Below are 26,267 nucleotides of genomic sequence, written 5' to 3' on the forward strand. Positions count from 1 at the left end.
AGGATAATCTCTGAAAAGCAAGTTTTATCATTGATACAGAACAGAAAATTCATAAATCAAGATGTGTGAATCTACGAATTTAAAAGTATTGAATAAAATATGTGTTATATCGCTGATACTATGCTTTATTATTGTAGGAAACGCCTTTCCACAAGTCAAACAGTGGGGCATAATTCAGGAGGTAAATAGACAAGAGTTAGTCTATTATAATGCAAAACATACTCAGTTTGCCAAACAGAAAATGTTAGACAGTGCGCTTCATTACTTGGTCAAAGGCAATGAGCATGTAAAAGCTTTAAACGATTATGTCTCTTATTTTGACAACTTATATTTGCTAGGTTTTTATGCGCAACAAACCTATCAATATAATTATGGGCTGGAGTTATTACTTGAGGGGTTAAGGTATTACCCCATTTGTTTGGTTTCTATTCCTGACTCATTGCAAAAGTCGGTTTTAAACAAGGTGGCTACAATATTTTCAAGAGTAGCTATATTATATGCGGCGAAAAAAGCTGTTTATACTGCGTTGGATTATCGTATCAAGTATCTAAACTTACGCAAAGAAATTTTTGGGTTTACCCACGTTCAAACTGCCCATGCCTACAATGCATTAGGAATCTCATATCAGCAAGTTAAAAACTATGATAAAGCTCTTAATTGTTATAAAAAAGCTTTGAACATATATGCACAGCTTCCGGGTCGCTTTTCAAGGTTTAAAAGGTACCCTTTGGGTAATTTAGGAAACCTCTATCAAAGAAAAAAAGAATATGACCTTGCCCTAAAGTATTTGCAAAAAGCATTGAAAAAGTCAGTTGAAGAAGCAGGGGTCAGTTCTACCTTGGTTGCTGTAAGTTATATGAATATAGGTGATACATATAGTGAAATGGGATTGTATGACCTCGCCTTAGAAAATTATAATAAAGCCTTAAAGCTACGTATAAGTCGGCTGGGTAAAAAACATCCTTTTGTTGCGGGACTATATAATAAATTGGGGGAGCTGTATCATAAGCAAAAAAAATATGGTAAAGCACTCAAGTTTTATCAAAAGGCATTGGTATCTAACCATCATGCATTCAATGATACAGCCAATGTATATGCTTTGCCAACGAGCAGTGATCAAGTATATAGTAATAGTACTTTATTAACAAGCTTCACTGAAAAGTCGGTTACGCTAGAAAAAGTTTCTCGCAGCAAAAATAACCTAGAACAAGCCTATAAAACCTATGAACTAGCTGATCAATTAGCCGATAAAATGAGCGAAAATCTTTCCCGCAAGAGTGATGGTTTACGCCTTACCTCTAAAGTTGCCTCCTTGTACGACAATGCTCTGCAACTATGCTGGAAACTAAGCCAGTATGACGCTACTCAACAAGTAGGCAACCCAAAAGAGAATAAAAGCCAAACAGGTAATGGGACTGCCACTGGCAACAAATACAACCCTTACCTCAAGAAAGCCTTCTACTTTGCCGAAAAGGGTAAGTCGAGCGTATTGCGTAAGTTGGCTACCGATGCCTCAGCCCGCATCAAGAGCAATATTCCCGAAGCAGTGCTCAACCAGGAGCGTAAGTTGAATGGGTCTATTTTGTATTATCAACGCCAGTTGAACCGTTTTCAAGTAAAAAAAGCACTCAACAAAAAAGACAGTGTGCAAAAACAATCGTTTGAAAACCGCATATTTGACTTAAGGCGAAAGTATGACGATTTGTTGCGAGGGCTTGAGCAACGCTACCCTGACTATTACGACCTTAAACACAATACTTATATAGCTACTGTAGCCGATGTACAGAAACGTTTAGACGAAAAAACGGCACTGATAGAGTATGTGCTTACCGACAAACAATTGTATAGTTTTGTCATTACCAAAGATGGTTTTTGGGTGAAGCAGCAGGCAGCCAACCGTAAAAAGACCGAAGCAGAAATAAAAAAATGGTTTTACAACATTAAAGGAGGCTCGGATGACAATTACCTGGAGCGGGGGCATCGTTTTTTTAAACAATTTATTCAACCCATCGAAAAGCATATCTCTTCTAAAAAACATTTATTGATTGTGCCAGATGGCTTGTTGAGTAATTTGCCCTTTGAGGCATTTATTACCAAGCCCCACCCACCCAATGGCAAACAACACCAATACCCTTACCTGATCCGAAGGTGGGGGGTTACCTTGTATCCATCGGCAAGCCTTGCCTTGCTAAAACAGCAAAGGCGTAAAGCAACTCACACCCAGGAATTTATGGGTTTTGCGCCGGTTTTTCAGACCAAATACGCAACAAGCGGCATTTTTAGACGCAACCTGAGCGCTTTGCCCTATACCAAAACCGAAGTGGAAAACATCCATCGGTTGTTTACAAGCTTAAAAAGAACCAGCAAAATATATACAGGCGAGCAAGTGTCGGAACGAATGATCAAAAACCTGACAGGATATTACCGTTTTGTGCACTTTGCCACCCACGGAATGCTGGACGATGACACCCCCATTCTGGCTTTTTATCCTGACAAGGTCATTGACTCAGCCCAGGCAAACGATGGTGAATTGTCGCTGGAAGAAATATTTAACCTTAAGTTCAAAGCTGACATGGTAGTCTTGAGCAGTTGCCAGGGAGGAGCCGGGCGCAATGTAAAAGGTGAGGGAATACTGGCCATCACCAGAGGATTTGTATACCTGGGGGTGCCTCATATTATTTATACCCTATGGTCGGTAAACGACAAGGATGCAGCTGAATTGATGATTCGCTTTTACAAGCTGCTCAATCAAAGCAAAACCTATCGTGAAGCATTGCGGCTTGCCAAGTTGTCGATGTTGCAAGACCCCAAAACAGCCTGGCCTAAATGGTGGGCAGGTTTTACCATGATGAGCAAGATGAAATAGGCTGGCTTGATTAGACCCTAATGCCCACAATGGTAATGTCGTCGCGTTGTTCGGTGCCTTTTTGGTGTTTTTGGAGCATTTTTTCAAAATACTGCTTTTGTTTATACAACGGAAGTGTTTGTATTTGAGCCATCAGTTTTACCAGCTTAGTAGTGCCAAAATGTCTGCGTCGTGGGTTGGCAGCATCAGTATAGCCATCGGTAGTAAGGTAAAGCATTTCTCCTTTGGGCAAGTGTATTTCGTGGTTGGTAAACGGGTACTTGCTACGCTTGAGCCACCCTCCCAAAGAGCGGCGGTTACCCTTTATTTTCAATACCTGACCCACTTGGCTGTAATAAAGGGTAGACTTGGCTCCGCAAAATACTACTTTGACCTTGTCGTTGGCTTGTTTGAGCCGGGTAGACCCCATAGGTGTTTCTACACAACACAAACTCAAGTCCATGCCATCTATGCTTTTAGACTTTTGTTGACGCAACGCTGTATAAATATCGGCATCCAGGGTTTCAAGAATCTCACTGGGTTCAAATATTTCTTTTTCACGCACAATCTGATTGAGCAAAGTGTGCCCTATGATACTCATAAAGGCTCCGGGTACACCGTGCCCCGTGCAGTCGACTGTAGCAATAAATGTTTTATTGCCTATTTGAGTAAACCAATAAAAGTCGCCTGATACCACATCTTTGGGCAAAAAAATGATAAAAGCGTCAGTAAAAGATTTCTTGATTTCGATGTAATTGGGAAGAATAGCTTGTTGAATACGCTTGGCATACATGATGCTGTCGGTGAGGCGGTTATTTTTTATTTTAAGTTCTTCAAACGTTTCTTCGAGCATTGTTTTTTGGTACTTTATTTCTTCTTGGCTTGCTTTCAGTTGGTTGTATGCTTTGATGAGCACCTGTTCATTTGCTTGCATTTTCTGATTATTAAACTCTAGTGCTTGTTGTTGTTCATCCCGGTTTTTTTGAGCTACTTCAAGCGCCTTCAATCCCTTTAAATACGCTTTTTTTTGTTGGGTTAATTGCTCTTCCTGATGTTGCATTTGAGACTGAAGATGTGTTATTTCCTCCTTCTGTGTACAGATCGTATTTCGCTGAAGTACAGCAATCACAACCAAAAGTCCCGCAATGAGTACCAATACAATATTCAACAACATAAAGTGATCGTTTGCTCTTTTGTAGACATACAATAGGTATAGATAAATCTAACGAAATAGTCACACTTTTTAAAACAAATACCAGGAGTATTTCATTTTAGTTTTTGTTCATTCCTAAATCATCCTGATGACAAATTAAACATTTGTGTATGAAAAAGTTAAGGGTTGCCTGACCTGATACGAACACCGATTTTTTGATAAAAATACCCATAACCAAACACTACTAGTCAAGATAATGTAACACATCTCATAAAATCATTTAAAAAAGTGATAAAAAAATTGTATTTTGCCATCAGTTAAATTCTTGGGTCAATAGGGGCTTTTATGTGTCAGCATAGTTATTATTCCTATATAGCCCAACTTTAGCATCCTTTTTAATCAACCAAAATAGTTATGAGATACAAAATCACCCTCAAAACTACCGATGCGTATACTGTCATTCCAATTAATTATCAGTATGAGCTATCTTCGTGTATTTTGGGTATTTGCAAAGATGCCAATACCAAATACCAGCGCTTTTTGAAGCAACACAAACTCCCTACCCGTAGGAAAAACTTTCAATGGTTTTCATTTTCAAATTTATACGTGCCACGACGCGAAATATTTGCCGATCGTTTGCAGGTCATCAGCCCAAAAATCTCTTTTATTCTATCATTTTATTTAGACCCTTCAGCCGAACGGTTTATCAAAGATTTATTTTTGGACAGACAAATGTATCTGGGCGACAAGTTTTCTCAGGCATGCTTTACTGTAGAAAATGTAGAGCCTTTGCCTTTGCGTATGCCAAGCTCTACGGTATCGTTTAAAACTTTGTCTCCATTGTTGATCAGCAAACTCAATAACCGAGGCAATGTAGACTACCTGCCTCCTGACCACCCTGAGTACGAAAACCTTTTTTTACAAGCATTGCTTGGCAAGTATGTAAAAGTATTGCAGGAAACTAACCAAACCCCTGAAAGTTCAACACACCAAAGGATAGAGTTTGAGGTAAACCATTACAAAAAGATAAAGTCAAGACTCATTACAGTAAAAGCACATACCACCAACGAGGCGCGTATCAGAGGCTTTATGTATGAGTTTAGACTTACTGCTCCCAAAGAAATCATAGAACTGGGATTGCTTACTGGTTTTGGTGAGAAAAATAAGTTAGGCTTTGGAGCTTGCGAAACCGTGTATTGAGGTGCAAAAAAAGCACAGGATTTTATTTAGAGTTTAATTTTTTCTATATTCTGAAAGTTTTTCTTTGAATAAGAATGTATAAAAAATTATCTTGAGGTATAGCAACGGTTTGTCATAGTACCATTGCTTTATAAATTTTAAGCAACAGACAAACAATAGTTTGTAAATATTATTGACAAACCAACGCTACCAATTCCTGTATTCAAATTTTTTGCAATGCGCAAGTATAAGATATTTGTAAGAATAACCATTATTGCTTTATTTTTTTTCAATCATTTGCTATTTGCTCAAGTTGCCGGAGAAGATAGCCTGCGGAAGCTATTGCCTAAACTGCAGGGCAAACAAAAAATTAGAGCACTCAACCATTTGGCTTATTTACTACGCCACTCTTCGGCACCCATCAAGACAGAAGAATATGCTCAAAAAGCCTTGGAAATTTCGCTGAGAATGAACGATAGTTATGGGGTAGCGAGTAGTTACGCCAACATTGGACATTACTTTTTTGCCATTAGCAATTATCAGCAGGCTTATGAGTATTTTCTCAAAGCACACGACCTTTTTGTCGAGAACAAACATTTGCTCGAAGCAGCCGAAAGTTCCCGTAATATGGGAAATGTATTGCGGCGACAAGGTAAGTATAAAGAGGCAGACCGACATTATGACGATGCATTGGTGATTTTTCAAGATTTGAACGATCAAAAGGGAATAGCCAACATATTGAGCAACCAAGGGCAGATTGCCATTCATAGCAATAACAATGGCAGGGCAAAAGAGTTATTGAACAAAAGCCTGAAGGTAGCCCGAAAAATTGGCTATAAAGAAAGCGAAGCACGCTCGTTGGGCAGGTTGGCTTACCTCTATACCTTATTGAATGACAACGAAAGGGCATTGGAACTGCTCTATAAGGAACTAGAACTAGCCAAAGAGCTTAAAAACCAAGACCTTGAAACCGACGCAAATAATGATATTGGCAAGGTGTTAATTTTGCTCAAAAATTACGATAAGGCAGTTGACCACATCTCAAGGGCGTTGAAACTGGGGCACGAAATGAAGGCAAAAGAGCGGGTGCTTGCCAGTTATGAAGAAATGGCCAATTTGTACAAAGCCAAAGGTGACTTTAAACAAGCGTATAACTACCAGCTTAAGGTAAGGGCAATGGAACATAAAATAAGAGACTCCGATGCCAGAGTACGCATTGCCAGCTTGAAGTCACAGTATGAAATCAAGAAAACAACTACCGAAAATAGCTTGCTAAGGCAAAAAGTAGAACTCAACAGGTTTATTATAGGAGGGGGGATTATATTCATTTCTATAGTGGTCATTTTGGGGCTCTTTCTCGTAAGAAGCAATCGCCAAAAAAACACCATTAATCAAGAACTGATTAACCAAACGAATGCGCTAAGGGTCAAGCAAGAAAAATTTGAGCTACAAAACGAAGAACTACGTTCTCAAAAAGAAATCCTGATGATTACGATTACTGAGCTCAACCAACACCGTGATCACTTGGAAGAGCTGGTAGACGAGCGAACTCTTGAGCTTACTCAGTCGAACGAGCAACTTGTAAATAACTTACTACGTCAAACTACACTCTCCGAAATATCATCTATTTTTAACTCCCTGGATAGTTTCGACGAACAGGTCAGAGAAGTGTTGCACCTGTTGGGTGGACACACCAACGTAAGCCGGGTATCTATTTACGAAGATGAAAGTGATGGAGAAAAAAGCCTTAATACCTTTGAGTGGTGTCGCAAAGGTATCGAGAGCCGTCAACATAAATTCCGGACTTTGATCTATGCCAGGGTTCCCTATTACAAAAAAGTGATAGAAGAATCAGGTATTTTTATTATCACCGATGCTGATACTGAAGGCTCCGAAGCAGTACAAAAATCGTTGAAAGCACAAGGAGTAAAATCGTTGTTGGTGGCACCATTGTATGTACAGGGCAAGCATTTTGGGTTGATTGGTTTTGACGAGTGTTTGATCAAACGCAACTGGAGCGAAAACGAAATAGAGCTCATAAAAACCATTGCCAATATTATTTCTAATGCTTATGAAAAACGACTGGCGTACCATAACCTGAGACAAACCAAAGAGCAAGCCCAAAAAAGTGAGGCGCAGCTTAAGCTGATTTATAACAATACCCACGAACTAATGACTTTGTTTAAGGTAGAGGAAGAAGGGATGCCAGTACTGGAGTCTACCAATCAACACGTCATCGAAATGTTTGCGTTTAGAGGCGAGGTAATTACTCCAGCTGAACTTATAGGCGTTAAAATAGACGAATATTATAAAAGGGCTTTTTATCAGGACGATGACAAATTACACCGCGAGATTCAACGGGTAAAAAGAGTACTTAAGAAAAAACAAGAAGTGTTGTTTACCGACAGGCTGGACCTGGATGGGGGCAAAGTGTTATTTAGAGAAAACCGCCTCACTCCCATTATCAATGAACAGGGCGACTGTACCCACTTGTTGATCATTAGCCGTGATATTACCAAAAATCGCATTGCCAAGGCAGCACTGAAGGAAAGCGAAACCCGTTTGAAACTTGCCATTGAAGCCGCTCACCAAGGTTTATGGGATTGGGACATTCGTGCCAATGAAAATTACCTCAGCCCTGATTTTTACCGCATTTTGGGGTATCAATATTACGAAAATCCCCCTATTCCATTTAAGCCCGACTACGACCAGTGGTTGTCACATGTACACCCTGATGACCGCCCAAAAGTGGCTAATTTTCAGCAAAGGTACCTAGACGAGGAAATTCCTAAATATGAGGTAGAACTCAGGATCAGGTGCAAAGACGGTAGCTATAAGTGGGTGGCTTCCAAAGGGCAAATCGTACAGAAAAACCGCTTGGGTATTCCTATACGAATGGTAGGTATTATCAATGACATTACCGAAAGGAAACACACCGATGAGCTGTTGCGACGCAGTGAGGAGCAAATGAAAATGACGGTGCAAAATGTGCCAGTAATGATTAACGCTTTGGACGAAAAGCTCAATTTTGTGATGTGGAACGCTGAGTGTGAGCGAATTACAGGGTATTCATCGCAAGAAATTACTGGCAACCGCCGTGTGTTTCAAATGTTGATTCCTGACGACAAATACCGTAAAAAAGTATACAGGCAATGGTTAGTACGCAAAGGAGATTTTAAGAACTGGGAGGTGGCAATTATCTGTAAAGATGGCACCGAAAAAATTATATCCTGGACTCAAAACTCTAAGCACTATCCTATAGCAGGTTGGGCACATTGGGGTGTAGGAGTAGATGTAACCGATCGTAACAAAGCTTTATACGCTTTGCGCGATAGTGAAGAAACACTCAAACTGGCAATGAATGCTGCTAAACAAGGTTTGTGGGATTGGGATACCAAAAACAATAAATACAATAGTTTTCAGTATTACCACTTATTGGGTTATCGCCCCAATGAGTTTGAGGCTACCCACGAAAACTGGGTGTCGCTTATTCACCCCGACGATGTTCAGAATGTACTGAATACCCAACAACGTTATTTAACTGCCGAAACCCCCGACTATAGTTTAGAATATAGAATGCGCGCCAAGAAAGGTACCTATAAATGGTTTTTTGCCAAGGGTAAAACTGTAGCCAGAGATGAGCAAGGTCGCCCTGAACGAATGATCGGTATCATTTCTGATATTTCGGAGTTGAAACAGGCTACCCAAAGTTTACGCGAAAGCGAACGGCAATTATCTACTCTGATGTCGAACCTGCCTGGAATGGTGTATCGTTGCCACAACAACCAGGAAAGACCGATGGTATTTGTGAGTGAAGGTAGTACCGCATTAACAGGCATTACCCCAGAAGAGTTTATCGAAGGTAAACGGAAGTTTAACGACATTATATTACCAGAGCACAAGACCATCCTATGGGAAGAAGCCCAAACCGCGCTCAAAGAAAACCGCCCGTTTGAGGTAGAGTACCCAGTAATGGTAGATGGGCAGATCAAATGGTTGTGGGAAAAGGGGCGTTTAACGGGGCAACCTGGTGATGTAAAAGAGCCTATGATTGAAGGCTTCATTGCTGATATTACTGACCGTAAAAATGCTCAAGAAGAACTCATTGCCTTGAAAAATGACCTGGAACGTCAGGTAACCCAGCGTACCAAAGAACTGAGGGAGTCTAACCACCAGTTAAGCTTGTTGTTGCAAGAGTCGCAAGAAAACGCAGAAACCCTCAAGGCACAAGAAGAAGAACTCAGACAAAACGTAGAGCAGCTCAATAAAACTAATGTAGCACTAGAGCGAAAGCAGCAAGAGTTGAACGAAGCCCACAGCCGCTTTGAGCTTATTCACCAAGGAATAGGGGAGGGACTCTGGGAAATATTTGTGCCCCAAAACAAAAAGCTGGGCAAAGAGGCAGTGGCTTGGGTGTCGCCCAAAATGTTAAACATACTAGGCATTACCTCACCCGATAACCACATTGACCTGACTGCCTGGCACAATAAAATTCACCCTGAAGAACGCCAGGAAGTAATTCAGCGTTTTGAAACTTACATTAATAATCCTGATTGGATTCAACCGTATTTTGTAGAGTATAGAATGCTCATGGGCAATGGCGAATATCATTGGTTTAGAGAAAGCGGCATTGTAGCACGCGATGAATATGGCAACCCGTCTAAAGTAGCTGGATCATTGATCAATATTCATGAGAAAAAGCACGCTGAAGAGGCTTTACGCGAAAGCGAAGCCCGTTTGCAATATGCATTGGAAGCTACTCGTGATGGCTTGTATGATATAGACATGCTCGAAGATCGAACCTTTGCCAGTAGCAACTACTACCGTATGTTAGGCTTTGAGCCTGACGAGTTTGATGTAAACGGACAGGTGTGGCGCAAACTCTTGCACCATGAAGACAAAGAAAAAGTGATTGCTGCTTTTGATCAATACAAAGAACTTAACTTCCCGTTTTACTCCATCGAATATCGTATGCAGTGCAAAGACGGTGAGTATAAGTGGTTTTTAGACCGGGGCAAAGCCGTAGAATTTAGTCAGGTGGGTAAGGCCATTCGCACCATTGGTACGATGACCAATATAGATGAGCGTAAACGTTATGAAGAAGATTTGCAAAGCGCCAAAGCTGCAGCAGAAGCAGCAAGCCAGGCAAAAAGTGTGTTTTTGGCAAGTATGAGTCATGACTTGCGTACACCATTAAACGGGATTTTGGGATACGCTCAAATTCTTAAAAAAGAAAAAAATATTACCCCACCCCAACGCGACGGTTTGCAGATCATAGAACGCAGTGGAGAACAACTGTTGTTGTTGATCAATGATATCTTACATTTGTCAAAAATAGAATCAGGCAAACTAGAGCTGGAAAACAATGATTTCAATTTTGCCGATTTTGTAAAAAATGTAGTAAGCATTACCAGGGTATGGGCCGAAAACAAAAATATAGACTACCGTTTCGAGAGCCCGGCTCAGTTACCTTATTTTGTAAATGGTGATGAAAAGCGCATCCGGCAAATATTATTCAACTTGTTGAGCAATGCCATTAAGTTTACCGATGAAGGAGGAGTGGCTTTTAGGATTACCCATACCCCACATCCAACCAAAGTATTACACCATATTTTTGTATTCGAGGTAGAAGATACGGGTACTGGAATACCCAAAGACACTATTGCCAAAATATTTGAGCCTTTTCATCAGGTACGAGGTAGCCGCCACCAGGCAGAAGGTACAGGGCTGGGACTGGCAATCTGTAACCGTTTGGTAAAACTCATGGATGGCTCTATTCAAGTAGAAAGCACCTTGGGCAAAGGAAGTTTGTTTAGGCTCACTATAGACATGCCCGTAACCAATAGCGAGTTGCCCCAGCCACCACAAGAAGAGAGAAATATTGTGGGTTACCAAGGCGATACTATTAAGTTGTTGGTAGTAGACGATCGAGAAGAAAACCGAATGGTTTTGAACAATATGCTCAGTCCACTGGGTTTTGAAGTATACGAAGCCATAGATGGAGAAGATGCTGTAAATAAAACCAGAGAGTACAAACCTGAATGTGTGATTATGGACTTGGTCATGCCCAATATGGATGGTTTTGAAGCGGTAAAGCTTATTAGAGAAGATGCCAACCTCAAGGGAATCAAAATCATTGCTTGCTCGGCAAGTGTATATGACTACGACCGCGACCAAAGTGTGGCAGTGGGTTGCAACGATTTTGTGCCCAAGCCTGTAAACATTGCCGAAATGTTGACCACCCTGGCAAGGCACCTGGCAATAGAATGGGTATATGAACAAGCCCTGGAGGTGGTAACAAACAATAGTGCCAAAGTGGTACCGCAAAACAAAGAAATGATATTTCCTAGTCAGGAAGTGTTACAACAAATATATAAACTGGCGCTTATTGGTGATGTAGAGTCACTGGTGGAGCGGTTGACTGGACTAGAGGAGCAAGACGAGGGCTTTGTGCCGTTTGTGGCAAAAATACGTACTTTTGCGCGTGAGTACAAGATGAAGTTGATACGGCAGTTTATAAAGTCTCATTTAAAAACTGATGAATAACTCTGGTAAAAGTACCATGAAAGGTAAAATTTTGATTGTGGATGATACCCCTGCCAATATAGGAGTTATCTTGAGCTATTTGCGAGACCAAGGCTATAAAATGCTTGTGGCTGAAGACGGCGAAAGTGCCATTGAGCAAGTAGGTTTTATGAAGCCAGACCTTATACTGATGGACATCATGATGCCAGGGTTGAACGGGTTTGAAACTTGTACCTCACTGAAGGCAAACAAAGAAACTGCCGATATACCCATCATATTTATGTCTGCATTGAACGAAACAGTTGATAAAGTAAAAGGGTTTCAATTAGGAGCAGTAGACTACATTACCAAGCCTTTTCAGCAAGAGGAGGTACTGGCAAGAATCAAAACTCATTTGAAGATGGAAAGCCTTCAAAAAGAACTAAAACTAACCAATGCTACACTCGAAGACCGAATAAGGGAGCGAACACTTAAGTTGCAGGAAGTAAACGAAGAGTTAGACCGGTTTTTGTATCGGTCATCACATGACTTACGACGCCCCCTCACTACCTTGTTAGGTTTGGTGGAGATAGCAAATATTACCCTGGCAGACAATGAAGCACGTGAATTGTTTGCTCAGGTAGGTCTCACGGCAGTGCAGATGGATCATTTGCTTAAGAAGCTTCAGATGGTGAGCGAAATCAACCAGTCATCGGCCGAAGTGACCAAACCCATGAACATAGAACGGATCATAGCGAAAATAAAAAAACGTTTTAGTAGGCTTTTACAAAAAAAATCCATCAACTTTAAGTTTACGCACTCATTACCCGAAGAAGTAGACTATCACCCCTTTTTTTTAGAGGTAATTTTATTCAACGTGATAGAGAACTCAGTAGTGTTTGCCCAAGACCAAGCCCCGTGTATAGAGGTAAGTATTACACTGGAAAAAAATAGCTTAAAAATTGTAGTAAAAGACAATGGACTTGGAATTGATGAAAAATACCTTGCCACAGTGTTAAATATGTATTTTCGAGCCAACGAACAGTCGCAGGGAAACGGTTTGGGGCTGTATGTAGCAAAAAAAGCTATTGATAAAATGAAAGGGAAAATATATATTGACAGTAAACTAGATAAATTTACTGAGGTAACTATTATGTTGCCTTATAAGAAAGATATAAAGTAAGGGTGAAAACGTACACATACGTAAACTATCAATCATCGTTTGAGCAACTGATAGAAATAATCTCTGAACCACAATTAATGAGTTGATTTGTTAAAATGCAAGAAGATAAAACTACAAAGAAAGGTAAAATATTGGTGGTAGACGATACACCAGCCAATATAAAACTAATGGTAGAACACCTAAGCCAGGAAGGGTATAAAACATTGGTAGCCGAAGATGGAGAAAGTGCCATCGAACAGGTAGCTTTTGTCAAGCCCGACCTCATTTTACTAGATGTAATGATGCCTGGTATTGATGGGTTTGAGACTTGTCGCCGCTTAAAAGAAGACGACAGTACCAAAGACATCCCTATCATTTTTATGACTGCCTTGTCGGATACCGAAAACAAAGTAAAAGCTTTTAGTATGGGGGCAGTAGACTATGTAACCAAGCCTATCCAACATAAAGAGGTACTTTCCAGAGTATCGGCACACTTGACCATTCGTAAGCTGCAAAAATCTCTGGAAGACGCCAACCAAAACCTGGAGCACAAGGTAAATGAACGTACTTCGGAACTTAAGCAAGCACTACAGGAGGTGCAAGAATTGCAAGACCAACTTCAGCAAGAAAACTTGTATCTAAAGCAAGAAATAAGGGTAAACAACAACTTTGAAGAAATTGTAACCCAAAGCGATGACTTTAGGCTGGTATTGCAACAAATAGAACAAGTGGCGCCCTCTGATGCTACTGTGCTTATTTTGGGTGAAACTGGTACCGGAAAAGAATTATTGGCAAGGGCAGTGCACAATAACAGCCAGCGCCGCGAAAAAACGCTGGTAAAAGTAAACTGCGCATCGTTGCCCGCCAACCTGATAGAAAGCGAATTGTTTGGACACGAAAAGGGGGCTTTTACTGGTGCCATTGCCAGAAAAATAGGACGTTTCGAACTAGCCGATAAGGGTAGTATCTTTTTGGATGAAATAGGCGAGCTTCCGCTCGAATTACAATCTAAACTTTTAAGGGTATTGCAAGAGGGAGAGTTTGAACGCCTGGGCAACCCACGCACCACCAAAGTAGATGTGCGCATTATTGCGGCTACTAACCGCGACTTGGAGAAAGAAGTAGAAAAAGGGACGTTTCGTTCAGATTTGTACTATCGTTTGAACGTGTTTCCGATCAATGTGCCACCACTGCGTGAGCGTAAAGAAGATGTAACCTTGTTGGCCTCATTTTTTGCCCAGAAATACGGAAAAAAAATCGGTAAAACTATCAAATCTATACCTAAGCGTACCGCCGATAAATTGACCAGTTATGACTGGCCAGGTAATATTCGCGAACTTGAAAACATCATTGAGCGAGCCGTCATTATTAGTCAAAGCGGCAAACTTGAGGTAGGCAATTGGTTTAACGTAAACGGAGCCCGCAAACCCAAAAAGACGCTCACTTTGGTAGAGTCAGAAAAAGCGTTGATTAATGAAGTGCTCAAAATGACTAAAGGACAAATAAGCGGAGAAAAGGGCGCTGCTAAGATTCTCGACATCAAGCCCACCACCTTGCGTTCGCGTATGGAAAAGCTGGGTATTCGGTATAAAAACTAATTTATAGTGGTTGGGTTACCGCCAAGCATGAGTATTTGCCTCTTATGAAATTAAAATACATTGACGCCTTAAGAGGCATAGCCATTTTGGGTGTAATGGCAGTGCATACCGGACACAGTGGTTATAACAAATACCCGGTTGCTTTTTCTAACCTGATAGACCAGGGAGCTAAAGGGGTACAACTTTTTTTCGTGGTCAGTGCCTTTACTTTGTTTTTATCTTACAAAACCAGAGAAAAAAAGGAGACACACACTGCCAGAAACTTTTTTATCAGAAGGTTTTTTAGAATAGCTCCCTTATACTATATGGGCATTGTATATTACCTTTTGCAAGACGGGTTTGACCCTCGGTTTTGGTTGGGTAACGATCACCCCATCTCTTTGCCCAATATTGCTTCAAACTTTGTTTTTGCCCATGGTATCAATCCTTATTGGATGCTAGGTGTAGTGCCTGGTGGTTGGTCTATCACCGTCGAAATGACCTTCTATTTATGCATTCCGTGGTTGATTGCTCGCATTAGGTCTCTCAACCAAGCTGTAGGTTTTACAATGTGGAGCCTACTCTTTTCGCTTGCGTTAAATAGCCTGTTACTTGCTTACCCTTTGATTGACAACTCCACCCTTTGGGCAAACTACCTATACTTATATTTTCCTAACCAATTACCCGTATTTGGTTTTGGCATTATAGCCTACTTTCTTATCATTAGGCAAGACTTTCAAATATCAACGTTTTACCTGGGTAGCTTGGCTATGTTAGTGTTGAGCCACTTGGTATGGCATCCTGTCATCCCCGAACATGTACTTTTTGGTTGGGGATTTTTTCTATTGGTCATTGCCTTGTCTCGCTGCGAATACTCCATTTTTGTCAATCAATTGACTCGTTTTCTGGGCAAAATCAGCTACAGTGCCTACCTCATTCATTTTGCCGTCATTCATTGGCTCACTATTTTTCATTGGGCAAACCCATTGCCCCATAATACCCCACTTTGGGCTATGCTCAATTATACCCTTCGGCTTTTGTTAGTGGTGGGCATTACCTCGGTGTTGGGGTGGGCATCGTTGCGATTGATAGAACAACCTGCCCAAAAGTTGGGGCGTTGGTTAATTGGGAGAGTTAAATGACTCAGGAGACACGCCCACCCACAAACTTATAGATGAAAAGAAGTCTCCAGACTTCTAGCCGAATGGCTAAATAGAGTTGAATTATTACCAAGCTTTGCATTCGCAAACAAGTCCGGAGACTTGCATTCATCAACGCTTTTAAGTCTCCCCAAGGAAGACTTAAAAGAACAGAGGACAATGCGTCATTAATAATCGCAGAACAACCTTCTCGTTTTTCGGAATACTGAAAAACGCTCTCATGGAATCGAGGTCGGTTGTTAAAAGTATTTAAAAACTAACCCCAAACTTGCCAGGTTTTTAATCCTTACGCCGTTGCTTGTGTCTTCACAAGCAACCAAAAGTACAGTGCTAAAAAATCCTGGCAGGCTTTCGTAGGCAATTCAAGCTTAAAAATATCTCCAGTATTGGTCTTAAGGCTTTAGCCTGACCAAATGAGTCTGAAGAGCCAACCAAGAAGACAAAGAGGTATTTAAAATCATTAAATTGACGGGTAGATTGTTGATGTTACAAAAAGAAGATGGAAATAAAATTGCATTTATAGCTCAATAGAAAACAAAATAAAAGAGAGCAGTAAGTGGTAGGCAAAGCTCTCTTTTTGTCCATTTGCTTAGTTTTGCACCTCAACTGTGGCAGGCATCATTTCGGCTATTTGAGCCTGAAGCCCTTCCGACGCAGGCAACAAAGGGAGTCTTACAGTGTTGCCGCAAACCCCTTGTAGCGCCATGGCGTGTTTTACACCTACCGGATTACTTTCTGTATACATCAACGGATTGATGCTATTAAGTTGATATAGGTTTTGTGAAGCCTTGCGATAGTTGCCCGCGAGTGCATCTGCCACCATTTCGGAGAAAATAGATGGGAAAGCATTAGCAAGCACCGAAATGACCCCTTGACCACCTACCGACATCATCGGAATAGTAAGCATATCGTCACCCGAAATCAAGAGAAAATCCTCTGGTTTGTTCTTAGCAATTTCTATACATTGAACCAAATCGCCTGAAGCCTCTTTTACTCCTACAATGTTTTCGTGCTGTGCCAGTCTAAGCGTAGTATGTGCCGATATATTAGAAGCAGTACGCCCTGGTACATTGTACAAAATAATAGGTTTGGGAGACTGGTCAGCCAGCATCATATAATGTTGGTAAATGCCTTCTTGTGATGGCTTGTTATAATAAGGGCTTACCGATAAAATAGCGTCTACACCATCTAGCGGAGTATGCCCTATATCTTCTATAATACTGTGGGTATTGTTGCCCCCAATGCCATATACAATAGGTAAGTTCAAAGGGTTGTTTTGAAGGACAAACTCAAGCACTGCCACTTTTTCCTCTTTGGTAAGTGTAGCCGATTCTCCAGTAGTTCCCATGACCACCCAATAGTTTACTCCGCCCTGTGATGTATGGTTTAATACGCTTCTGAGGGCATCAAAATCTATTTTATGATTTTCTTTAAACGGTGTTACTAAGGCTATACCAGTTCCGATAAATTTTTCGTGTACCATCAATTCTTGGTTAATTTTTTAGTATAATGTAGCATTTGCTCAATTAAATGATCCACCCCCTCGCCTTCTTGCAAATCAAGCATCAATTCATAGAAATCCTCTTGTTCGGGAAAATAACGCCCTATTCGACACTTGGCATTACTTTTCGTTAGAATAGTATCAAAAGGCAAAAAATGATTGACAGTAATGCAATATAAATAATCAAAAGGAGTGTCTATAAATTTTTGAACTGCACGCGATTTTATTTTCCCCAACGTGGTGATGTCTTTCTTAGAGAAAAAATCATATTTAAAGTTATATGGGCTATTATCAAGGCGTTCGAAGTAAGTCAGCAGCATCAATTCTTTGCCTTCATTTTGCAGTTTTTTTACAAAATTATTCAATGAATCGTGCTTTTCGTCATCTTCTATTTTGAATAGAATTCCAATGCTTTTAGCTTCCTGATAATTAGAGGTAGCCCGCTCAGCATCGCTTTTTTCTTTAGATGAAAAACGATTTCTTAGGTTGAATACATAATCACTAATCTTACTACTCATAATTCCTACATAAAAAGTTCTCTACAAAATTATAAGGTTTTTTTCTATTTGTAGTTAATTGTAAGGATTTAGCAAAAAATATACTTAAAAAAAAGAATCTAAGTTGTGCATAGGCAAAATACATACAAGTACTTGTTTTGAAATAAACTTATGGTACCAAAACTTCAAAGATTTGTTTACTTTATTTGTTGATAAAAATTAACTATTTTCATACAATGAAAAACTCATGTTGGCTGGCATTTTTGATAGTATTTTGTCTAAGCGCCTGTAACAAATCACCAGTAGTGATTGATATATCTCAAGAACAAATTCAGAAAGCACTGGATAAAAAGTTTCCTTACCAAAAAAACGCAATTATAGCCAAAGTAGCTTTTACAGACCCTAAAGTAAGCATTAGTGCAAATAAAATTTTTGTAGAGATGTCTTTTGGTGGCAATGCCTGGAAAAAATCTATTCAAGGGCAGGTTGGTGTAGTAGGAAGAGTGGCTTACAAACAAGATAAAAAGGCTTTTTACCTTAAAGAGTTTGATATTTTGAAAATAGATGCGGGGAATGTAAAAGAAGTCGAAAAACAGAGGTTGGTAAAGGTGTTCAAAAAAGCCATGGTTGTATATCTTACCAGTTTTCCGGTATACAAACTCAAGAAAAAAGATTACAAACAAAACATTGCTCGAATGTTATTAAAAGACTTAAAAACAACAGGAGACAAGTTGGTAGTAACGCTTAGTTTTTAGGCAAACATAACAGCTAAATATAAAAACGGCAAGGAAGAGAAAACGCAACCTTGCCATTTTTTTATGATTTTTAATCAAACAAACCCGGTGTAGGGTTCATTGGTTTAGTAGGTTTTGCAGCCTTTTGTGCACCAACCATCTGTACAAACTCATCTTCAGAGATCATCGTTACATCCAGTTTTTTTGCTTTATCGAGTTTCGAAGGTCCCATTTTATCTCCTGCAATCAGGTAATCCAGTTTTTTAGAGATAGATGAAACCACCTTGCCTCCATTTGCTTCTATTTTTTGCTTGATCTCGTCGCGGCTAAACTGTTGAAAAGTACCCGATACTACAAAAGTTTTTCCATCCAGTTTATCACTGTCCTTTTGCAGCACAGGAGTATTGTCTTCAAACTGTAGCCCAGCTGCCTTCAGGCGGTTAATCACGTCAAGGTTTTCAGTATCTTTAAAGTGCTCAATCAAACTATCAGCAATGCGTCCTCCTATGTCTTCTACCGCTACCAACTCATCGTGCGATGCTTTCTGAATAGCCTCCATTGTTTTAAAATGAACTGCGAGCTTTTGTGCTACAGTTTTACCCACAAACCTGATCCCCAAGCCATATAATACCCTGGCAAAGGCAATACTTTTCGATTGTTTGAGTCCTTCTATAAGGTTATGTGCCGACTTTTCGCCAAAACGATCCAGTGAAAGTAATTGCTTAAGTGTCAAGTCATACAAATCCGCGGCATTTTTTACCAAGCCTTTTTCAAACAACTGATTAATTGTTTCGCCCCCCATACTGTCTATATCCAGCGCGTTGCGTTGAATAAAGTGCTCAATGCGCCCTTTGATCTGAGGAGGGCAGCCCTTTTCGTTGGGGCAATAATGGTTAGCTTCGCCATCTTTACGCACCAGCGCAGTACCACATTCGGGGCAATGGTCGATAAACTTAACTGCCTGAGCATTGGCCGCACGTTTGGTTAGATCAACCCCGGTTACTTTAGGAATAATTTCGCCCCCTTTTTCTACAAACACTGTATCGTTTTCATGCAATTGCAAGCGGCTCTCTATTTCGTCAGCATTGTGTAGCGAAGCGCGTTTTACAGTAGTGCCAGCCAATTGTACCGGGGTAAGCTCAGCCACTGGAGTAACCGACCCGGTGCGCCCTACCTGATAAGTAATAGAGTTGAGTACAGTAGACACGCTTTCGGCTTTATATTTATAGGCTATAGCCCAACGAGGGCTTTTAGAGGTAAAGCCAAGTTGCTCCTGTAGGTCAATATCATTTACCTTAATCACTACTCCGTCAGTGTCTACAGGTAAGTTTTTACGCTCTTTCTCCCAGTGATTTACATATTCCATGACTGCATCAATGCCTGTGCACTTTTTATAAGTAGGCGATACATGAAAGCCCCAGCTTTCTACTGCTTTTATTGCCTCTTCATGGGTTTTGTAAGGAAGGTTGTCGCCCAATAAAAAATACAGATAAGCATCCAGTTTACGCTTTGCTACCTCCGCAGAGTCTTGTAACTTCATCGTGCCCGATGCGGTATTTCTAGGGTTAGCATACAAATCTTTGCCTTCTTTGGCTCGTTGTGCGTTTAGTGTTTCAAACACTTTGTTAGGCATAAAAACCTCGCCCCTTACCTCAAAGTTAGCCGGAAAGTTATTGCCTTGAATGCTAATAGGTACTGTTCTGATTGTTCTGGCATTGGCCGTTACATCATCTCCTTGCACCCCATCGCCACGAGTAGCTGCTGTGACCAACTTCCCGTTTTCATAGGTAAGACTGATAGACACCCCGTCAAACTTTAATTCACAGATGTATTCTATTTCTTTATCGTCACCCAGGAGTTTTTTTAGGCGCTTATCAAAATCAAGTAAATCATCTTTTGAGTAGGTGTTGCCCAGCGACAACATACGATAACGGTGTTTGATTGTAGGAAAATCCTTGGTGATAGTACCACCTACCCTTTGCGAGGGGGAATCGTCTTTTTTGAATTGAGGAAACTTTTCCTCAAGATCAATCAATTCTTCCAATAATTTATCAAACTCATAATCTGTTACCACAGACACGTGTTTTTGATAATACATGTAGTTGTAATGGTGTAAGTCTTTCGACAGTTTCCCGATGCGTTTTTGAGCCTCTTGATTAGTCATTAATGTCTACAATTGGTTGGTCAATAATTTGCTAAAATACGGATTATATTTATAAAATAAATCTCCATCAACCAAAAAAAAACAGGTATTATAAAGACAAATCATGTGATGAAAATAAGAGGAATTAAGTCAAACAAGTAAAACAATAATTGACATTTTTATAGGTAAGGTTTACTTGGTAGATTTGTAAATATACCCCAGGATAAAAGAGGTAATACAGGAAAAGTTACATAAGCAGTATGCAATGTCAAAACCAATAGATACTTTGTAATCGAAAATGTAACTTTGTCTAATAACCAGTTGAAAATTAAAACCCTACAATCAAATTATAATATATACTATATAATGACCAGGATATATATCTGTATACTACTATTATCCTTCTCGTTTTCAACCACCAGCCAGTCTCAACCAGCCAATAAAATTAATGCTAAAGCGCTTTTCTTTGTCCAAAATATGCAACCTGACAGTGCTTTAGCATGCTATCAAAAGTTGTTAACTATTTATAAAAACAAAGCCCCTGAACAGTATTACTTTACTGAGGCAAAAATAGCCGAACAATTGATTGAATTAAGGAGGTATACCCAGGCAAAACGCTTACTTGACCAACGGTTAAGAGCATCAGTCCACCTTTTTAACCCACAGGTAGAAGCCCGACTATTGCACAGCCTGGCAAAATTGGCGTACGCTCAAAAACATTACAAAGCAGGCCTCAGACTTTGTGAGAAAGCCGAAAAAGCATATCAAAGCGTTGAGGCTATCACTTTATACAAGATAGACCTCCAAGTACTCAAGGCCGATTTTGTATCTCGTTTGGCATATTTTGATCAATCATTGAGCTTGATTGATACTTGTATGGCCACTTTACAAACTCATCACCCCAAATCTGTGGGTGTAGCGTATTTGCGGGTGAAACTATACGCCATACAGTCTTTTATAGAGCTGGGAGGGAAATTAGCTTTTGACAAATCTCTGGAAACCTGCTACAAATCACTCAAACTATTAAAGCGTTTGCCAACGACTAAACACAACCTGTACTGGCAATCAAGGTTTATATACAGGCAAGGGCTCATTTACAAAAACCAGCAAAAGTTTTCTCTAGCATACCAGCATTACAGGGCAGCCTTACAGTTGAGCAAACAGATTTTTGGAGATACTCATCAAGAAGTGGCTTCTAGTCTTTTGCAAATAGGGAGACTATATGCTATGCATGCGGCTAAAAAATACTCGCTTGGTAGGAGAAGAGTAACGACAGGAAAACCAATAAAGTACCCTGAGTTGGACTCAGCGTTTGTTTACTACCGTCAAAGTTTGAAACTGTACAAAAAAAAGAATACTTGTTTTAAAGAACAAATAGGCAGGATTTATAGCAATTTAGCCTACTTATATACCCATGTCCGAAAATATGAGCAAGCTGAAGAGTACTTTCAACAGTCGTATGAAATTTTAAGCAAAGTATATGGCAAAACACATCCTGAAATGGTGCCTCTTTATAACTATTGGGGAGCATTGGTTTGTTTGTTAAAAAAATACAGCCAACAGCTAGATGTTTTGCATAAAGGTTTGCTGTCTAACGCAAAAAACTTCCAGAACAAAGATATTTTTGTAGCACCACTTGTCAAAGATTATTATCACCCTGGCTATTTTCATGCCTTTTGTACGAGCAAGGCAATGGCGTTTGCCAATCGGTCGAGAGACTTGAAAGACCTAAAAGCATCTCTGTATCATTTTGAAGTAGCCGACTCATTGATTAAACATTGTAGAAACAGGGTTTTTCGTAAACAAAGTCATTTTTTTACGGCTTCCCTGATTAACCATGCGAATATAGGAACACAAGGCAAAAGTGCAGTATACACCTGTAGCCAACTATATAGTCAAACCAAAAAAGCAAAATACCTTGAGAAAGCCTTCTATTTTATTGAACGAGGCAACTCTAGTTTTTTAATGCACGCTTTGGCTGAAGCTGAAGCCAAAAAAAGAAGTGATATTCCTCGCGAGTTGCTTGACAAAGAACGCTTGCTCAGAAAACAGATAGTATATTATGAGCATAAACAAGGGCAGAACAAGCAAGATTCTTTGGTTAAACTAAATATGGCTTATGAAACACTGATCACACAATTAGAAAAAGAATATCCTCGTTATGCCCAACTAAAGCTAGATGTGAAGCAAGTAACTATTCAGCAACTTCAGCAAAGTATGCCTGCACAAACTGCTACATTAATGTACACATTTGGTGTTCAAAGCAATAACTATGTGTTTGTAATTACTAAAAATACTGCCCAACTTGTGCTACTTCCTAAAGCGGCCACTATTCAGGCAGACATTAGTCATTACTATAATCAACTGTCAAGTGAGAAGCGTTTACGTACCTTTGCTCCTGCAAGTTATCGAGGGTATAAGGCGCTATTCAAACCTGCAGAAAAATACTTAAAAGGAATCCGAAAATTAGTAGTGATAGCCCCTTCCCTCGAAAACATTCCTTTTGAGGCAATGATTACTCAATTGCCCAAGAGCCTACAACAAGATGATTTTTCTAAACTCAACTACCTGGGCAAGCGTTACCAGATCAGTTACCACTACTCAGCAACGCTCTGGCACAAAACAATCAACCAGGTTGTTAAACAAACAGTGGCCCCTGAGCTACACTTTTTGGCTTTTGCCCCGTTTAGTGTTGGCAAGGAAGCAGTTTTTAATACCATCCGTGGTGCTAATGACTATTTGCCCGAAAGTGGATTAGAAGTCAAGTCTATTTACAATGTTTTTAAGTCTAAGAATTTATCTGCTGAGATAAACTTAGCAAAAGCGGCAACTAAAGATTATTTTATCCAAAAGGTAAAAACTGCTCATATTGTACACATAGCCAGCCATAGCGAAGCAAACACCCAGGATGTGGGGCTGGCAAAAATTCACTTTGCCGAACTTAATCACCACAACCCAAACTTTTCGGGGTGTTTGTTGGCAAGTGAAGTATACAACCTGGAACTGAACGCCGATTTGTTGGTGTTGAGTAGCTGCGAATCGGGGGTAGGTAAATTGATAGAAGGTGAAGGGGTTTTTTCGTTGGCGCGTAGTTTTTTATATGCCGGAGCCCGCAATATTGTATTTTCTCTCTGGGAGATAGATGATTACTATACCAGAGAACTCATGGTGATTTTTTATCAACAGTTTTTGACCCACTCCTTGAGTTATTCACGGGCATTACAAATTGCTCAACAAAAAATGGTGGCTAAAGGGGTACACCCCAAGCATTGGTCGGGTATTGTCATGATTGGAAAGTAGTCTACACCAATGTTTGTATGCGTTGTTTTATTTGGGGCAATAGGTCACCGCTTGTACCCCTAAGTACTAACTTATTAGGTTCACCAGTTGCCATATCTGTAAAGGCACTGTCAGCAATATTTATATCTACCAAACTACTACCACGATAAGTAGCAGTAGAGGCAATATGATGGGGCAGATTAGTAGCGCCCGATGTACCCACAACAAACAGTACCCCAGTGTTGAGTGCTGCTTCTATGGCGCTTTCTTGCTTGTAAAGTCGTTCGTTATAATACTCATCAAACATCAATACATTGGGGCGCATCAAACTATCACAATCCGGACATTTGAGTTTTTCCCACTGTTGAGTGATCATTTTGGCATTATAAGGAGCAGTACCTATGTCTAATGGAAAAGGGTAAACATCCATGCTGCATTCTTCACTACACCTTACGGTTTCCATGTTGCCGTGAATCTCAAGTACTTTTGCCTGAGTGTTGCCAGCCTTTATATGCAATCGGTCTATGTTTTGGGTAATGAGCCGAAAATTGTTGGGCAACAACTCTTCGATAGATGCCAAAGCCAAATGTCCGGCATTGGGTTGCAAATCTCTAAAGCTCACCTTACGGTATAAGACAAACTTCCAGACTTCTGTGGGGTTTTCTTTGAAAAAACGCAAGGTGGCAAACTCTTCTGGCTTATAATTACGCGAACCTTCTACCCAAATGCCATTGGTGCCGCGGTAGGTAGGCACACCACTTTCGGCAGAAATACCTGCTCCAGTCAAAAAAGTGATGAGTTTGTCTTGCGCTAATGCTTGAGCACACAAAAGTTTGATCTTTTCTAAAGTTTTTTCCATAAGTAAGGCAATGTTTCAACAATTATATAATTTTGAATGTACTACGTCTTTTATCTTTGTTAGGTTTTTAGAATTAAGGTGCAGTATGAGTAATTAGTTTGATGGTTAAATATTGATTTTTGTGCTTTATTTAGAATAATATTTCGCAAAAAACGCATTTAAAACTTACACCCAAATATGCTAATCAGAATTGTAAGAATGACCTTTCAAGAAGACAAGGTGCAAACCTTTGTTGATAACTTCGAGCAGATTAAACATAAGATAAGAGGCTTTGATGGATGCGAACATTTAGAGCTTTGGCGCGATGCCAACGACCCCAATATTTTTGTAACCTACAGCCATTGGCAGTCTGAAGATCACCTCAATACCTACCGACATTCTGCATTATTTAAAGAAGTATGGGCGTATACCAAACCCCTGTTTGCAGCAAAAACAGCCGCTTTTTCGGTACTTAGGGTAGAAAAAGTATGACTTTTCACAATTTTTTAAAAAAAGTTTAATGATTTCTTGTTTGTAGGATTTCTTTTTTACTACCTTTGCAACGCAATAAAAAACAAGCCCAGGTGGCGGAATTGGTAGACGCGTTGGTCTCAAACACCAATGGTAGCAATACCGTGCCGGTTCGACTCCGGCCCTGGGTATTTTTTTTCTTGTAAAGTTTGGTATACTTTTCAAAAATACTACGTTTTCTTACATGTTGGTTGTACTCTTTAAGCTCTTTTGTAGCAAAAGAAAAAGTGTGTGTTGTCATCTATACTATAACACCAATTAAAAATAACCATACCTTAATTATTACTCACCTGTCAGAAGCTCTTCGCTTCATTCAAATCTAGGGAATTATATTATAAAACTTTATAAAATCTACTACTCAAAGTAGAAAAGTATTCCTGTGTAACTATACCTGCTCAAAATATTACCGTTTGTTAAGACCACTTTAGCAAAGTGGTCTGCATTAATAGCCCAAATATATACCAAAGACATTCAAACAAAAATGACAAACCGGATTAATAAACAACGGTAATGTAGTGGTCCTTTCCTACATTTAAATAAAAAAGAAAGGGAGTTGCAAATTAGTATGCAATTTTATGTTATACATACTTATTCTTAAAGTTTTATTAAACGCTAATACCCAGTTTTCGTACGATTATGATCGTTTAATGTACATAATCGCAGAAAAGGAGAGCCGTTTTCAGTGCCAGGTAGTAGACCCTTACGGTATTACTTATGGCAAATACCAGGTGACAGATCACTTGATTGCAAAACACGGCTACAAAAGACCGATGACTTGCGAGCAGCAAGACGAACTTATGCGTAAGTTAATTCAAATGTATGAGACCATGGGTCACCGTTACGAATTTACTTATCGCAGAGGTATTTGGCTTCATAAGACTAACTTGATTATAGCGATGCATTTTGCGCCTTATGGCACTATCAAGTATATAGAAGGGGGAGAAGACTTCTCCAATGGTCTGATTTCAGTAAGTACTTTACTGAAACGATATGAAGATGTGAACCTATACAAGGTTAAAAATCAACAACCAATGAGTAGTAGGTAAAAAACCAATTTGTAAGTGTCAAACGACCAATACAGAAGCTAAAACGTAAGTTTTAATTAATATCAGAACGCGGTACCTCGGTATCGCGTTTTTTTGTTTTGACCTATGTCATATCAGC

At 39.9% G+C, this 26,267-nt stretch carries 15 protein-coding genes and 1 tRNA gene; 11 read left to right on the plus strand and 5 right to left on the minus strand.

Translation table 11 applies throughout. The annotated features are described in order from the left end of the window. Positions 1-61 precede the first annotated feature (61 nt). Positions 62-2,866 carry a CHAT domain-containing protein gene (locus Q0954_RS05710; RefSeq protein ID WP_299454794.1) on the plus strand — a complete coding sequence of 935 codons (2,805 nt, stop codon included), beginning with the start codon at positions 62-64 and terminating at the stop codon, positions 2,864-2,866. Positions 2,867-2,876: 10 nt separating this feature from the next. On the opposite strand, the gene Q0954_RS05715 is transcribed toward Q0954_RS05710, so the two are convergent. Continuing rightward, positions 2,877-4,019 (minus strand): SpoIIE family protein phosphatase, encoded by a 1,143-nt coding sequence (locus tag Q0954_RS05715; RefSeq protein ID WP_299454797.1) that lies wholly within the window; start codon positions 4,017-4,019, stop codon positions 2,877-2,879. A gap of 393 nt (positions 4,020-4,412) precedes the next feature. Between Q0954_RS05715 and cas6 the strand changes: the two genes are divergently transcribed. The 5 genes from cas6 to Q0954_RS05740 all read left to right on the plus strand — a co-directional run bounded on the left by cas6 (position 4,413) and on the right by Q0954_RS05740 (position 15,562). Beyond that, on the plus strand, positions 4,413-5,198 hold the full coding sequence (gene cas6, locus Q0954_RS05720; RefSeq protein ID WP_299454799.1) for a CRISPR-associated endoribonuclease Cas6: 786 nt from the start codon (positions 4,413-4,415) through the stop codon (positions 5,196-5,198). 216 nt (positions 5,199-5,414) lie between these two features. After that, positions 5,415-11,723, plus strand: a complete 6,309-nt coding sequence (locus Q0954_RS05725) for a PAS domain-containing protein (protein WP_299454801.1) — start codon at positions 5,415-5,417, stop codon at positions 11,721-11,723. A gap of 16 nt (positions 11,724-11,739) precedes the next feature. Then, positions 11,740-12,864, plus strand: coding sequence for a hybrid sensor histidine kinase/response regulator (locus tag Q0954_RS05730; protein ID WP_299454803.1), 1,125 nt, complete (start codon positions 11,740-11,742; stop codon positions 12,862-12,864). Between the two features lie 95 nt (positions 12,865-12,959). After that, entirely contained in the window at positions 12,960-14,441 is a 1,482-nt protein-coding gene (locus Q0954_RS05735) for a sigma-54 dependent transcriptional regulator (protein WP_299454805.1), read from the plus strand. Between the two features lie 44 nt (positions 14,442-14,485). Then, positions 14,486-15,562, plus strand: a complete 1,077-nt coding sequence (locus tag Q0954_RS05740) for an acyltransferase (protein WP_299454807.1) — start codon at positions 14,486-14,488, stop codon at positions 15,560-15,562. Positions 15,563-16,169: 607 nt separating this feature from the next. On the opposite strand, the gene dapA is transcribed toward Q0954_RS05740, so the two are convergent. Together dapA and Q0954_RS05750 are read right to left on the minus strand one after the other, a co-directional pair. Then, positions 16,170-17,063: a 4-hydroxy-tetrahydrodipicolinate synthase gene (dapA, locus tag Q0954_RS05745; RefSeq protein ID WP_299454808.1), complete on the minus strand. Its 894-nt coding sequence runs from the start codon at positions 17,061-17,063 to the stop codon at positions 16,170-16,172. Then, complete coding sequence (locus Q0954_RS05750; protein WP_002699048.1) at positions 17,063-17,599, minus strand: DUF1493 family protein; 537 nt, start codon at positions 17,597-17,599, stop codon at positions 17,063-17,065. Before Q0954_RS05750 ends, dapA begins: the two co-directional genes overlap by 1 nt. A 215-nt stretch (positions 17,600-17,814) precedes the next feature. Here Q0954_RS05750 and Q0954_RS05755 point away from each other — a divergent pair, with 215 nt between their 5' ends. Continuing rightward, on the plus strand, positions 17,815-18,333 hold the full coding sequence (locus tag Q0954_RS05755) for a DUF1439 domain-containing protein (protein ID WP_299454811.1): 519 nt from the start codon (positions 17,815-17,817) through the stop codon (positions 18,331-18,333). A gap of 70 nt (positions 18,334-18,403) precedes the next feature. Here the strand turns inward: Q0954_RS05755 and ligA are convergent, their stop codons facing one another. Then, complete coding sequence (ligA, locus tag Q0954_RS05760) at positions 18,404-20,476, minus strand: NAD-dependent DNA ligase LigA (RefSeq protein ID WP_299454814.1); 2,073 nt, start codon at positions 20,474-20,476, stop codon at positions 18,404-18,406. A 456-nt stretch (positions 20,477-20,932) separates the two neighbouring features. Between ligA and Q0954_RS05765 the strand changes: the two genes are divergently transcribed. Further along, positions 20,933-23,755 (plus strand): CHAT domain-containing tetratricopeptide repeat protein, encoded by a 2,823-nt coding sequence (locus Q0954_RS05765; RefSeq protein WP_299454817.1) that lies wholly within the window; start codon positions 20,933-20,935, stop codon positions 23,753-23,755. Position 23,756: 1 nt separating this feature from the next. Here the strand turns inward: Q0954_RS05765 and Q0954_RS05770 are convergent, their stop codons facing one another. Beyond that, positions 23,757-24,593, minus strand: coding sequence for a Sir2 family NAD-dependent protein deacetylase (locus tag Q0954_RS05770; protein ID WP_299454820.1), 837 nt, complete (start codon positions 24,591-24,593; stop codon positions 23,757-23,759). A gap of 177 nt (positions 24,594-24,770) precedes the next feature. Between Q0954_RS05770 and Q0954_RS05775 the strand changes: the two genes are divergently transcribed. The 3 genes from Q0954_RS05775 to Q0954_RS05785 all read left to right on the plus strand — a co-directional run bounded on the left by Q0954_RS05775 (position 24,771) and on the right by Q0954_RS05785 (position 26,149). Further along, positions 24,771-25,064 carry a putative quinol monooxygenase gene (locus tag Q0954_RS05775; RefSeq protein WP_299454822.1) on the plus strand — a complete coding sequence of 98 codons (294 nt, stop codon included), beginning with the start codon at positions 24,771-24,773 and terminating at the stop codon, positions 25,062-25,064. A gap of 86 nt (positions 25,065-25,150) precedes the next feature. Continuing rightward, positions 25,151-25,234: transfer RNA gene (locus Q0954_RS05780), tRNA-Leu, on the plus strand. Between the two features lie 444 nt (positions 25,235-25,678). After that, positions 25,679-26,149, plus strand: coding sequence for a hypothetical protein (locus Q0954_RS05785; RefSeq protein ID WP_299454824.1), 471 nt, complete (start codon positions 25,679-25,681; stop codon positions 26,147-26,149). Positions 26,150-26,267: the final 118 nt, after the last annotated feature.

It is taken from the genome of uncultured Microscilla sp. (genome assembly GCF_947493425.1).
Lineage (GTDB): Bacteria > Bacteroidota > Bacteroidia > Cytophagales > Microscillaceae > Microscilla.